Source organism: Mesorhizobium sp. M1295 (assembly GCF_040318135.1).
Lineage (GTDB): Bacteria > Pseudomonadota > Alphaproteobacteria > Rhizobiales > Rhizobiaceae > Mesorhizobium.
In genome coordinates, this window is the sequence record NZ_JAMYLU010000023.1 from 77,853 (window position 1) to 91,452 (window position 13,600).

Annotated in this window: 10 protein-coding genes and 1 pseudogene; 9 read left to right on the plus strand and 2 right to left on the minus strand. The window is 53.2% G+C overall.

What is annotated here, in order from left to right; all coding sequences use genetic code 11:
* Positions 1-17: 17 nt before the first annotated feature.
* The 9 genes from NKH29_RS26220 to NKH29_RS26260 all read left to right on the plus strand — a co-directional run bounded on the left by NKH29_RS26220 (position 18) and on the right by NKH29_RS26260 (position 10,798).
* A complete protein-coding gene (locus tag NKH29_RS26220) occupies positions 18-1,100 on the plus strand; it encodes an acyltransferase family protein (RefSeq protein ID WP_353000901.1) in 1,083 nt (360 codons plus the stop codon).
* Between the two features lie 151 nt (positions 1,101-1,251).
* A complete protein-coding gene (locus NKH29_RS26225) occupies positions 1,252-2,526 on the plus strand; it encodes a hypothetical protein (protein ID WP_353000903.1) in 1,275 nt (424 codons plus the stop codon).
* A 32-nt stretch (positions 2,527-2,558) separates the two neighbouring features.
* Positions 2,559-3,839, plus strand: a complete 1,281-nt coding sequence (locus NKH29_RS26230; RefSeq protein ID WP_353000906.1) for an O-antigen ligase family protein — start codon at positions 2,559-2,561, stop codon at positions 3,837-3,839.
* 417 nt (positions 3,840-4,256) lie between these two features.
* Positions 4,257-5,051 carry a glycosyltransferase family 4 protein gene (locus NKH29_RS26235; protein WP_353000907.1) on the plus strand — a complete coding sequence of 265 codons (795 nt, stop codon included), beginning with the start codon at positions 4,257-4,259 and terminating at the stop codon, positions 5,049-5,051.
* Between the two features lie 64 nt (positions 5,052-5,115).
* Positions 5,116-6,252, plus strand: coding sequence for a glycosyltransferase (locus NKH29_RS26240; RefSeq protein ID WP_352812753.1), 1,137 nt, complete (start codon positions 5,116-5,118; stop codon positions 6,250-6,252).
* Positions 6,253-6,400: 148 nt separating this feature from the next.
* Positions 6,401-7,240, plus strand: a complete 840-nt coding sequence (locus NKH29_RS26245; RefSeq protein WP_353000909.1) for an FkbM family methyltransferase — start codon at positions 6,401-6,403, stop codon at positions 7,238-7,240.
* A 54-nt stretch (positions 7,241-7,294) separates the two neighbouring features.
* The gene (locus NKH29_RS26250) at positions 7,295-8,434 is read left to right on the plus strand and encodes an acyltransferase family protein (RefSeq protein ID WP_353000920.1); all 1,140 of its coding nucleotides are present in this window, start codon (positions 7,295-7,297) and stop codon (positions 8,432-8,434) included.
* A gap of 772 nt (positions 8,435-9,206) precedes the next feature.
* Complete coding sequence (locus tag NKH29_RS26255; RefSeq protein WP_352812711.1) at positions 9,207-10,115, plus strand: glycosyltransferase family 2 protein; 909 nt, start codon at positions 9,207-9,209, stop codon at positions 10,113-10,115.
* A 65-nt stretch (positions 10,116-10,180) separates the two neighbouring features.
* Positions 10,181-10,798 carry a class I SAM-dependent methyltransferase gene (locus NKH29_RS26260; RefSeq protein WP_502897213.1) on the plus strand — a complete coding sequence of 206 codons (618 nt, stop codon included), beginning with the start codon at positions 10,181-10,183 and terminating at the stop codon, positions 10,796-10,798.
* 140 nt (positions 10,799-10,938) lie between these two features.
* On the opposite strand, the pseudogene NKH29_RS26265 reads toward NKH29_RS26260, so the two are convergent.
* Positions 10,939-12,105, minus strand: a pseudogene (locus tag NKH29_RS26265) (IS3 family transposase).
* 316 nt (positions 12,106-12,421) lie between these two features.
* Entirely contained in the window at positions 12,422-13,444 is a 1,023-nt protein-coding gene (locus NKH29_RS26270; RefSeq protein ID WP_353000911.1) for an IS110 family RNA-guided transposase, read from the minus strand.
* Positions 13,445-13,600 lie beyond the last annotated feature (156 nt).

The window sequence follows — 13,600 nt, forward strand, 5'->3', positions numbered from 1 at the left end:
ACGAATGGAGAAAGTTTTTGGCATCGACACCGAACTTTATCCCGGCTTTGAGTGGCATCAGGGCAGTGGCCGCCATCACAGTTGTTCTCTCGCACGCCACTTCCTCCGGGTTTTTGCCCAAGAGCTTTTTGGATGGTGCGGCTAGCACCGGTGTTATGTTGTTCTTTTCGTTGAGCGGATTCCTGATGGCCTACCTCTATCTTTGGAAGCCGGCATCGCTGGGATCGATCTTAGAATATTCGGCTGCCAGAGTGGGGAGAGTCTATCCCTTGTTTGCGGTAGTCATATTGTTCTCTTGCGCAATGCACTACGTGGACAACCGGTTCGCGTACAACCTCGACCTGATGTACGCCATTCAACATCTTCTATTATTTGGCAATACAAATACAATTTGGACGATTGCTTCGGAGTTTTATTTTTATGGATTGTTCATTCCAATTTGGATCTGGTGTTCCAGTTCTCGATCAAAAACGACATTCCGTCTGGTGGCGTTTGCCGTGTTTCTGATCTTATGCTTATGGTTTCTGGGCTTTCCGGGCGGCCGTATCGCAATTACGCGATATTTACATTTCTTTTTGCTCGGGATGGTCGCCGCTGCTGCCCATAGGCATATCCGCAGCACTTCCTTTGCGAACTGGGCGCTTCCGGGCTCACTCGTTGTTTATGTTTTGACATTACCAGACATTCTATATTGGGCGTTTGGGTTGCAGCATCCCGGGTATGAGAGCGTATTTCCTGCTATCCTCATGAGCTCTATCGTATTTTTTGCCGCCCAAGCGAACCAGACCTCTACGGTAGCCTGGGTGCTTGGAACGAGGCCTATGGTGTATCTGGGGGAACTGTCCTTTGGCTTATACCTATTGCATAGACCCGCAATGTCGATATGGAAGGGCATGCTGGCGCACACGGGCTGGGACCCTCCTCTCCCCATCCCGTTCATCTGTCTCGTGATCGGGCTTTGGCTTGTCAGTCATCTAGCCAATCGTTTCATTGAAGTGCCGGCTCGGCAATTCATCAAAGAGCGATCGACGATCGAAAGGAGCCCTCTAGCGCCGTCACTTGTTGACGCCGGTCCTGACCAAGAGGCGGCGCGGCCCTAACGCATAGCTTCGTAGGTAAAGGTGACCAGTCCCTGGGCTACGAACCGACTGGCTCTCCAGCCCCTACAACTTGCCTCCCGAGACAGAGGGGCGAACTCGCTCCGGCGGCGTCCGTCACTGTGGGCGAGAGTACAAGGAGCAACCGAGTCAAATGAGCCGACTTTATGCGACGCTAGGCCCTGCAGTGCTCTGCGCAACATTCATCCTTGGTGGGGACGTAAGCTCCACGGGGCGCAGTGCCGTTGGGTCTTGGGACGATCTGCCGACCGTCAACATGAAGGGAGGGCTGCAAGTTTTTTGGGACGTGCACGACTCTTCGAAAGGCGCCAACGCAGCTATCGCCTCTGAGCATGGCTTTGCCCCCGTCACGATTGTAAACACCTTTGCAGACTATCCTGGTGGGCAGAAAGAAAATATTCGCCATACCTTGGGTCGGCGGCCCAACAATAATCCTTGGGCTCGGCCAGGGTATTTTGAAAGGATTGTGAGGAGAAACGTCTCAAAGCCAACCGCTAGCGAAATGTGGGTGAACGATATCGAGTTCCCAATTGAGCTGGACGTGAGCAAGGCTTGGCGGAACACGAAAGTACGGGAGGCATCGAAAGCGAAAGATGAAGCGGAATTCGCGACTTCATATTTTCGTGAGTGGTCGAAGTGGTATGCGCTTCCAAGCAAGTGGACCAAGGAGGCGCATCCTGATATCAGGGTTGGAATTTATGGGAGGCAGTTATTCGATAGAGACTACTGGGGCCTATATTCGCTTAGCGAAAAAGAGCTTAAGGAAAAGCATTCGACTGAGCTAGAGATCTGGAAGAATATCGACGACTATGTGGATTTCTATGTCTCTAGTGTTTATATTTTCTATCGTGATCCAGGCTCTGTGTATTATGTTGCGGGAAACGTGGAAGAAAATGTCCGATTGGGACGGTCATTTGGCGACAAGCCAGTTTACGCCTATGAATGGTTGCGATTTCACGACTCGAATTGGCTAGAAGGAAAGGATGAGCTGGATCCATATCTGGTCGAGGCTCTGGCGATTGTTCCCTACTTTTTTGGAGCGAAGGGCATCGTGCTATGGGGGAGCGAACCTCAAATCAAAGAGGCTGGAATTCAGCCTTACAGGACCCTTGGTCTATTCATGACGCAATTGAACCGAGTCGCAGCGATCGCAACACTCATCGAAGGAGGTCAGCCCGCTGCCAAGGAGGAGGCAGTGCAACGCCTTTGGCAGAGCAAACAGCCTCTGGTGCGGACAATTGTTACAAAGTCATCAAGTTGCGTAGTGATGGCGGTTAACCCATGGCAAGATGAGAACAAAACCTCATTTCTGAAGAGTAGCTGTATGGACAACTCTTTGAATATACCTTTGAGGGGGCGCCATGTTACGATTGTAGAATACAACAACGGAGTTACCAGTGAATATTAGTCTCTATGGTCGACTCTGACGCGGGGTTATTGATGTATACGGATAGTAGGGGAAATCAGTTGCGGGTGTCGAGTCCGCATTCTTCGTTCCTTTCTGCCCTGATTTCTCCGGCAGCAGGTTTTGCGCTTGCGGTACTTGGTTACTATGCTTTTGGAGGCTTAGTGACGAAGTTCTTCCCTGATGGAAGCGTTGGATCAGTCCTCTCGAGGGCACTGATCGTCTCTGTGATCACAATTGCCTTCTCGTTATCTTGGAAAGCTGTTGGCCAGAATTTTTCGTTTCTTTACCCGTTCATCATTTTTTCTTTGCTTTATATCGCGAGACTGGTTCAGAATGTATTTTTGCTTGGGATAGAGATAAAACCTGGGAATGGTGTTGTCTTTGGCTTTTTCCTCGTAAGCGGGGTATTCTCAGCATTATTGTTGGCTAGAACTTATCGAGAAATGAGGGATGACCATCTCGCTGTGGCGGTGAGTGTCCTGTGTGTCATTTTTCTTGTTGGTCTGATTCTAAACCGGCAGCAGCTTAACATAGTTGGTGGTGCCCGCCTCTCGATCGAGAAGATAAACCCAATTGCGATGGGGCATACAGCGTTCGGCTTTATTATCTATTATGTACTTTCATTTGGCCGTTCTCGACGTCTTACAGTTGAGGCAGCTATTTTTATTCCCATTTTGCTGTTCGTGGCGGTGTGGGCGCGATCCCGCGGTGCATACTTGGCAGGAGCTGGATCTCTCATATTGTACGTACTGCTCTTAGAGGGCCGACGACGATTGCTAACCATCCTCGGCGCGGCTGTCGTGATTGGCCTCCTACTATCCGCTTTCGGTACACAGTATCTAGATGTCGTACTCGAACGCCTGGCGAAAATAGATCCTGAGACGGACAGTTCAACCCTTTCTAGATCTCTTCTGTTGTCTGGAGCTTGGCAGCAGTTTCTAGACGATTTTGCATTTGGTCGTTTCGCGGTTGAAATGCACTCAAATTACTATCCGCATAATATCTACGTTGAGTCGTTAATGGCCTTGGGATTGCTGGGGTCCTTGCCGTTCATCATTCATTGCTTGCTTGCTATAAGGGCTGCAATCGGAGTGATAAGGTCAAAAAGATTCCCCTTAATTGCCGTCTTCGCAGCAGTTCTATTCATCAAAGAAGCAATAGGCAGTGCTGGAAGCGGGAGCCTTTGGGGGAACTCGGCGTTTTGGATAACATCGGTGATGGTCATAACTTTTTGGTACGGGTCAAAACGGGAAAGGCGATCGCGCTCAATTAAGCCTATCTCCCAACAGGGCGCTAGAACTCTATTCGAATGATCACTCTGAAAGTTTTTGTATGCGTCGCATTACGGCCATTCGACCTTTGATGCTCCGTTCTTTCCCTCACGGGATCGACGGCGGGGTCTCGTGTCTGCGGGGCAGGGGTTCGAAATGAGGCTTATAGTCGTTCAACCCTCAGTCCCCTCTTATAGGCTTGGACTATTCAACCGTTTAGCCCAGGAGTTGGGACGGGATTTTACGGTATATGCCTCCTTTGAGGACTTGGGGGTGCTTAGCGAGTCAATGTCGCTGCCAGAGTGGAGAGCTTCGCTTGGTTCAATTTTTAAGATCGCGCCTGGGTTGTTCTGGCAACGAGGAGCCCTGTCGATTCCGATACGGCGAGATGACATAGTGGTTGTATCCGGAGCCCCTCGCTGCATCTCTAATCTAGCTCTTTTGGTTAAGGCAAGGCTCATGGGAGCCAAAACTGTGTGGTGGGGGCACTACTGGTCCGCAACAAGTCGAAAATGGAGTTCGTGGCTGCGTTTATTGGTGATGCGTTTTGCGGATGTCGTGCTCTTCTACACAGACAAGGAAGTGGAGGTGCACCGTGCAACGGCGCGTCATAATGACCGTCAAGTCGTGTTCGGGCTGAATAACGGCATCGAGACGGCTGCAATCGAAAAGTTCCGGATCCCTTATAACGTTGATCAACGTCCAAGAGATTTACTTTTCATCGGGAGGATTACCGAAAAGAGCGAAATTGATTTATTGCTAAACGCGCTTACATATCCACAATGTGCGTCTGTTACGCTGGACGTAATCGGAGCTGGTGGGGAGAAAGACGCGTTACAGCGCCGCCTTGCTGACCGTCACCTTGACGGTAGGGTAGTCTTGCACGGGGGTCTGACCGACGAGGCGCGGATTTCCGAGATAGCGAATCAATGTAAACTCTTCGTGTATCCTGGCGGCGTCGGCCTAAGCCTTATACATGCCCTTGCCTACGGCCTGCCTGGCGTCGTGCATGACGATCGCAAGACGCATATGCCGGAAATTGCTGCTCATGAAGAGGGGGTCAACGGTTGCTTATTCCGCAAAGGTAATGCCGAGTCTCTGGCGGACACCATTGCAACCGCATTGGAATCAACTGAGGAACTTAATAGGATGTCGGGAGCCGCATTGAATACTGTTGGTGACTCGTTTAATACCGCCGATATGGCACGTCGGTTTTTGAAAATGTTTCGGGACATAGCAGCGTCCAGGCGCTGATGTAAGGCATTCTGGCGCTTCGAAGGCGATTAAATTGCACAAAGTTATTCATACGGTCTCCTCTATGGCGACTGAAGCAGCCGGTACGACGGTATGCGTGCGCAGGTTGGTCCAGGAAAGTATACAGGCGGGTTGGCCGGCGGAAGTCGTGACCATTAACGACGCAGGTCTGTCGAACAATCGGTCTAACACCGGGTTTAATATACACTCGTTTAAATCAGATTTTCGCAGTGTTCCCTCGATTCGTCGGCTTGCTATGTCTCGGTCGCTCAGCTTTGGGTTGGGGGTATTGGCTCGTGATGCCGCGGTTATTCATAATCATGGCCTTTGGATGATGCCCAACGTGGCGTCTGGGATAGTTTCGAGCCGTGAAGGGCTACCACTTGTTATCAGTCCTCATGGAATGCTGGGCCCTGGCGCCTTGCAGTTCTCCCGCTGGAAGAAGCGCCTCTTTTGGTACCTATTTCAGAAGGCTGCTGCGGCTGGGTGTGCTTGTTGGCATGCTACAAGCGAAAAAGAGCTTGAAGATATTCGTTCCTTCGGACTGAGAGCACCCGTGGCTGTTATTCCTAATGGAATTGACGATATTTTACCTGCTGGTAAACCCCACCTTCGTCGTGATCCAGGAACACGTACCTTGCTGTTTTTGGGGCGCTTGCACCCCAAAAAGGGCGTAGACAGTCTATTGCGCGTCTGGTCTGGCATTTGTTCCGAGTTTCCAGATTGGCAACTTGAGATTGCTGGGCCTCTCGACAATTCGTATGCTGCCGCATATGAGAAATTTGTGCGAGAAATGGCCGTCCCCAGAGTTAAGTTCACCGGCGCCAAATTTGGGCAGGAGAGGTTGGAGGCGTACCAGGAGGCGGACTTGTTTGTTTTGCCGACGCTCGATGAGAATTTCGGGATGACAGTGGCTGAAGCCCTTGTTTGCGGGAAGCCGGTCGTGTGTTCTAGAGGCGCGCCTTGGCCTGAACTTGTGTCGCGTGGATGTGGTTGGTGGCCTGAGATTGGCGATTCTTCACTCGAGCAAGCGCTTCGTAATGCCATGTGTCTGTCGACGGACAAACTGGCGAAAATGGGCCAGCGAGGTCGGAGCTGGATGCTGAACGACTATCGCTGGAATTCGATCTCCGATCGAATGCTGAGTGTCTACTCCTGGCTTCTTGGTGGCGGCAGTCGGCCAGATTGCGTTGTTCTGTGACTGGTCGTCTGGATTCGAATGTGCCCGGATTCTTAGTGGGGTCACTTCTTGGTCTGCGTTGATCTTGATCCCGGTATTTAAGAGCATTGCCGCTTTGGCGGCGGTACGGCTACAAGATTTTAGACGAAGGTGAATTATGGAGCGACAAATGAAATTCTCGCGCGCTGGTTCGCTCCGAGTTCCCTCGATAGCCCTACTGAAGAAGGCCGTTCACAAATTCCGGCGGGCCCTACACCAGCCTCGCGTATCTATTTCGCGCGTCCAAACATTGCGACTTGGATCGGCGTATGGGGGCTGGGACTTCATCGACAGAGAAGAGTTGCACGGCTCGACGGTGATCAGTTGCGGACTCGGAGAGGACGCCAGTTTCGACGTAGAGTTTGCGGCAAAATACGGTGCAAAGGTGATCATACTCGATCCCACTCCGCGGGCTATTGCCCATTACCAAGCGATAGTAGATCGAATGGCCCGCGGGGAACTGGTGCCGACTACTGGCGAGCCTTGGCATCCAGGTAGGTACGATCTAACGAACATCAAGCCCTCGCAGCTCTTGCTCATACCAAAAGCGTTGTGGGTTGAGGAAACGTCTCTTAAATTCTTTGCGCCTTCTGATCCAAAGCACGTAAGCCACTCAATTATTGACTTCCAAAACAACTACCAAATGACTGGGACTCACATTCAAGTTTCCACCATCACCGTCGAAATGATTTGTAGGGACTACAGTTTAACAACGCTGCCATTGTTAAAATTGGATATCGAAGGTGCAGAGGTTGACGTTTTAAAGCACATGGTGCTCGGGAAAGTGCGCCCCTCACAGATACTAGTCGAGTTTGATGAACTCACTCACCCTTCGAAGCGATCCAACACGCGCTTCTTCCAAGCGCATGAGGCGCTCTTAAACGCCGGCTATCAATTGCGCTACCGGAGAGGTGCGAACTACCTCTATGAGCAGCCTGGTTCATCCAACTCCGTGATGAAAACTGCATAACGCCCGACGATGTCCAATCAAAAGGAGGGGGCTGTCCGCTTCATAGCGTTTTTCATGAATTTCGCTGTTGGCAGGCTTGATTCACGACTACGCGCGTATTCGAGAAAGTCGACCCTCAAGCCGGCCTTGACCTCGATCCAAATCTCTAGGGGGATTGCCGCCTTGGCGATCGTACTGTTCCACTTGAGTGCAGCGGTCGCAGCGCCGAAGTATTTTAATCAGCCAGTTTTCACCTATTACTTTGGGGCTGGTTCCGCAGGCGTTAATTTCTTCTTTGTTCTTAGTGGGTTTCTCATAACGTATGTGCATTTCTCTGACATCGGCAAGCCGCGCCAGCTGTATTCTTATATCGTGAAGCGGTGTTCGCGGATTTATCCGCCATATTTAATAACGCTTCTCGCAGTGACTGTGGTTGCCTCCTTTATGCCCGGAATGTCGGATTCCTTTCCAAGGAATGCGTCTACAATATTAAAGACCATACTTCTTCTCCCACAGGATCCCGCGGTCGTTGGAGGTACTGGTGCGCCGATCATAATTGTAGCTTGGTCTCTTCAGTACGAGATGCTTTTCTACGCGCTTTTTGCGATCTTAATAATAGGCGGCTGGGTAGGAATTTCTCTGGTCGGAATTGCGATGGTTGGATGCTGGCTGTTTGAACCGTATCTCGCGATTGGATTTTTAAACGGATATTTTATCACTCTTTTTGGACTCGGAGTTATCGTGGCACTGCTGGTGCGCGGCCGTTGTTTTGAATCTGCTGCTGTGCCGGCTGTCATTCTGGGGGCGGGAGGAATGATGTTGATGGTGCTGCTGGTAAACGCCAGGGAACTGTTTCCGGGGCAGGAACTCGATCTACACAAAGATTCAGGGGGAATTCTTGCCTTCGGGCTTTTTTCAAGTGTCCTGATTTTTGGGTTGGTATCAAGAGAACTTGCTGGGTGGAGACCAGTTTCTCGCGCTGGTGAGTTGCTAGGGAATGCGTCTTATGTCTTGTATCTGACCCACTTCCCGATTATCAGCGTAATGTGCAAGCTAGCTAGGAAAATAGGCTTATCGGGCTTTGCAGGTGCGACGATCACATGGATTGTTACGCTCGCTGTTTGTATTGTTGCCGCAATATTATTTCATATTGTCTTTGAAAAGCCTCTGCAGACTATTTTCCGTTATAAGAAACAGAAGGATCCGCTTTCCTAGTGCTGGCCTCGATCGGGGAGAGCTTCCAAGTCGAGCGACTTTCTCAGTTGCCGTCACCCGAAAGACGTGATGCAAAACTCACACATCGAATTGCGCCACCTTAAGCCCGGTCATATGCTCACCGATCAATATCAGCCGCACTTTGTAACACCTGAATAGGCCATGCCCGAATTGCCCCCGCAACGCCATCCGCTTCAGACCGTCCCTGATCCCGATCTAAATGACAAATTAAGACGATTTACATGGCGAATTGTGCAAGCCACGCTGTACAGGTGGTCGCCTGTCCCATTTCACGGTTGGCGGTGCTTCCTCCTGCGGCTGTTTGGTGCAACGGTGGGGCGAGACGCTCATCCTTATCCATCTGCACGTATTTGGGCACCTTGGAATTTGCATCTTGGCGCCCTGAGCAGCCTCGGGCCGGGAGTGATGTGCTACTCGGTAGGCACTGTTACGGTTGGAGACTGCGTTACAGTAAGTCAAGGTGCTCACCTGTGCGCCGCGACGCATGACTTTCGCGATCCCGCGTTTCCGCTTCTCGTTGGAGCGATCTGGATTGAGATGGGCGCCTGGGTAGCGGCTGAGGCTTTCATTGGTCCCGGTGTACGTGTGGGACGTCAAGCCGTAATTGGGGCGCGTTCGGTGGTAACCAAGGACGTCCCTGATGGAACGGTGGTTGCAGGCAATCCCGCCCGCCAAATAGGTTTGCGATAGGCTATTACAATTCGTCCAAGCTACAAATGCTTACACGGACATGTGCGATGGTAGTAAGGCAATGAGCCGAATTCACGCGATTATCCTTACCTTAAATGAGTCGGTTCACATCGCCCGCTGCATTGAGAGTTTCAAGGATGAAGTTGAGAGCATCACCGTCATAGATAGCGGGTCAACCGATGGGACGGTCGAGATAGCGGAAAAGCTTGGCGCGGAGGTGATTCGTCATCCCTGGAAAAACTACGCGACTCAGCTAAATTTCGGAATTTCAACCCTCGCAGCAAAAGGTGGCTGGCTGTTGCGAATCGACGCTGATGAGGTCTTGGATCGAGCAACGCCGTGCCGGCTTGCCGATGTTGTTTCGCAGGCTGAACGGGATTGCGATGGCGTACTCGTGCGGCGCCGAATTTATTTCCTTGGTCGCCGTATGAAACATGGCGCCATAGAGCCTAGTTGGCAGCTTCGGCTTTGGCGCAATGGCCGAGGACGCTGCGAACAGCGCTGGATGGACGAACACGTAATTGTCCAAGGAAAAGTTCGGAAGTCGGACGTCGTAATTTCGGATATTAACCTGAATTCTTTGACATGGTGGACGGCAAAGCACAATCAATACGCTTCGCGGGAAGCCATAGATCAGCTGAACGTGCGTTTCGACTTTCTAAAGGCAGACAAACTGCCAGTTTCCGGTGCCAGTCCGCAGGCTCGAGCGCGTCGCTTTCTAAAAGAAGCAATTTACCTCCGCACACCAGCCGGCATTCGAACGATCGCCTACTTTCTCTACCGCTATTTGATACGCCTTGGTTTCCTCGACGGCAGGCCGGGGTTCTATTTTCATTTCTTACAAGGGCTGTGGTATCGCGGATTAGTTGACGCGAAGGTCTTCGAGATCGAAGAACTCGCAAAACAAGAAGGCGTATCAATCGCGGCTGCCATCAAAGAACGAACGGGATTTGTCGTGGATGCAGGTTGAGAGACCGATGTTGCGGACAGCGCTTAGTATTATGTTGAGCCCATGGTTTAATCCAGGAGAGTCAAATGAGTAAGATGAATTTAGAATACACTTATGATTCTCACGAAACGAACGATTCCCATAATATTTTGTTGCCGGCCGTTGATAGAATTGTCGCAGAGTTTACTCCTAACAATATTTTCGACCTCGGGTGTGGCAATGGCAGCGTGGCGAAGCATCTCAGCAACAGATGTGTGGTTACTGGAATAGATCCATCGATATCTGCAGTCGCTATTGCTAATCAAGCCTATCCCGATATCAAGATTGAAAGCGGTTCCGCTTACGACGATCTCCGCGCTCAATATGGCACGTTTGACATGGTACTTAGTCTTGAGGTCGTCGAACATCTCTATGATCCGAGGGCATTTGCCAGGAACGTTTACAAACTCCTCAATCCAGGTGGTACGGCCGTCATTTCGACGCCTTATCATGGCTATATGAAGAATTTGGCACTAGCTCTGACCGGCCAAATGGATGCCCATTTCTGGGCTCTGTGGGACGGTGGCCATATCAAGTTTTGGTCCATCCGGACCCTTGGCATACTTCTCAAAGAGGTTGGATTGGAAGTTTTACGTTTTGAACGGGTGGGGCGGATCCCCCCGCTTGCGAAGAGTATGATCGTGATCGCACGAAAGCCCAAGTAAAGACTTGCTTGGGTGGTGAGGAGTGGCTGCGGAGTTATTCCCCACCATGGCGCTCTGGAGCGCAACTACGCCCGTCGGTTGCCAAACCTGTAGCGTCTGACCTTGCCCCGCTGATCTAATCCTGACCCGCCGCTGAGGTTTCATCCAGTGGCGATTAGAGCCTCGGCCGTTTCTGTTACGCCGTATGGCGCGGGTTGAGCAACCGGCACAGACGCGAAGCCTGCAATGACCGCAGTATCGGAGCCGGTTGGAAAAGCCGCCGGGGTCTGGTAGCCGAGCGAGGAGTGAGGCCTCGCGATGTTGTAGTCGTCCACCCAATCGGTGATGGCGCAGCGGGCATGATCGAGGCCCAAAAACAGGCTCTCGTTCAGGAGCTCGTAGCGCATTCTGCCGTTGAACCTCTCGATGTAGCCGTTCTGCATGGGCTTACCTGGTGCGATGTAGTGCCATTCCACGCGGTGATCCTTCGACCAGGCGAGGATGGCGTTCGAGGTGAACTCGGTGCCGTGGTCGGAAACGATCATGCCCGGCTTGCCGCGGCGGCCGATTAGATCTGTCAGTTCGCAGGCGACGCGGCAGCCGGAGATCGAGGTGTCGGGGATCGCAGCCAGGCATTCCCGCGTCACGTCGTCGACGATGTTTAGCACCCGGAACCGCCGCCCGCAGGCGAACTGGTCGTGCACGAAGTCCAGTGACCATCGCGCGTTCGGTCTTGCCTCGACCAGGATCGGAGCGTGCGTGCCCACAGCCCGGCATCGTGCGCGGCGCATGCGAACCGTCAGCCCTTCTTCCCGGTAGAGCCGATAGATGCTGTTGATCCCCGATGGCTCGCCCTCCCGGCGCAGCAGGACGAACAGCCGCCGATAGCCGAAGCGTCTTCGCTCATTGGCAAGCTCGCGCAGCCTTCCGCGCAACTCCGTCTCCGGCGGGCGACAGGACCGGTAGCGGATCCTCTTCCGATCGGCGCCGACGCCCGCCGTTCCGACAGGCCAATGGCGGCCTGCAGATGCGCGACGGCTTCGCGCTTGGCGGCGGGCCTTACCATTTTTTTGATAGAAGCTCCTTCAACGCCGCCGCTTCCAGCATCTGCTCGGCCAGCAGCTTCTTCAGCTTTGCGTTCTCGCCCTCCAGAGCCTTCAAGCGCTTGGCGTCGGATACGTCCATCCCGCCATACTTCGCCTTCCGGTTATACAGCGTCGCCTCAGCTGATCCCGTGCTTGCGGGCTAGATCGCCCGTCTTCACACTCCGCCTCGTGCACTCGCAGGACCGCGATGATCTGCTCTTCCGTGAACTGCTTCCGCTTCATCTGTCCGTCCTTCTTGGAGGCCGGACTCTAGCTCCAGGTGGAGGAAAAACTCAGTGGCATGTATGGACGGCCTCCGCGTGGCAAGGGCTTTCTGACATTGATGACAGGTTGGTCGGGTGCAGGCATGTATTCGGCCTTTGAGTGCGGCCTGTTCATGCCGCTGGCCTTGATGAAGTCCGCGGATCGGATCCCAGACAGGTCAACGCGCTTTTTTGAGCGGCACCCACTGGGCGGGTTTTTCCGATCCCGGTTCGACCGTCCGTCATCACACCATCAGCACCTCACCAACCTCTGTGCATCCTCTGCGACTACGTCACTACGCCGGTGAATCCGCGAAGCGCTTGCCCGTAGTCATCAGCGCCCAGACGATCCGGGCCATCTTGTTTGCCAAGGCCACCGCAACGACGTTGTACGGCTTTTTCGCCAGAAGCTCGGCAGCCCAGCGAGTGGGTGCCGCTTTGCCCTTACGACAGAAGCGAAGCACGGCATGGGCTCCCACAACAAGAAGGCGACGGATGTAGGGATCGCCTTGCTTGCTGATCCGCCCGAGCCGATCCTTTCCTCCGGATGAGTTCTGTCGCGGCACCAGGCCAAGCCAAGCCGCGAGTTGCCGGCCGGATTTGAACAGGGAAGCATCTGTCACGGTCGCAACGATTGCGCTGGCGGTGATCCGACCGATGCCGGGGATCGTTTCGAGGCGACGGCTCCACTCGTGCGAACGATGCCAGATGTGAATCTGTCGGTCCAGCTCACCGACCTTCTCGTGCACCTCACGCAATTGCTGTACCAAAAGAAAGAGGGCCGATCGGGCAAGCGGGGGAATGAGGTCGTGCCCCTCGTCCTCAACCAACGCGACGAGCATGCTCAGCCCTGTAGCACCCTGACGAGTGATGATGCCCAACTCCGCCAAGTGGCCGCGCAAGGCGTTCACCAGCATTGTCCGCTGCCGGATCAAAAGCTCGCGGACGCGATGCAGCATCAACACGCTCTGCTGCTCCTCGCTCTTTGTCGGAACAAAGCGCATCGTCGGTCGCGTGACCGCCTCGCAGATTGCCTCGGCATCCGAAGCATCATTCTTCTGCCGCTTCACGTATGGCTTGACGTATGACGCAGGCATCAGGCGAACCTCATGCCCCAGAGCCGTGAGGACACGAGCCCAGTGATGGCTCGTTGCGCAGGCTTCGATGCCGATCAAGCACGCCGGCAAGGACGTAAAGAATGCGACTACATCGTCGCGACGCAACTTCCGGCGGACAACCACTGCGCCCTGCGCGTCAACGCCGTGCACCTGAAACACGTGCTTGGCGACATCCAGACCGATTGTGCTAACCTTCTCCATGGACGGCTCTCCCTCATGTGACTTTCGACAGCCACACTTTGGCACATTGCGATGCCGGGAGCGGAGGCCGTCCACATGGGGTAATCGCGGGAGCGACGCGCCCTGGAACCGATCATAGCCTTGGAGGGTGGCTGTTCCCCGATAAGATGAAATACG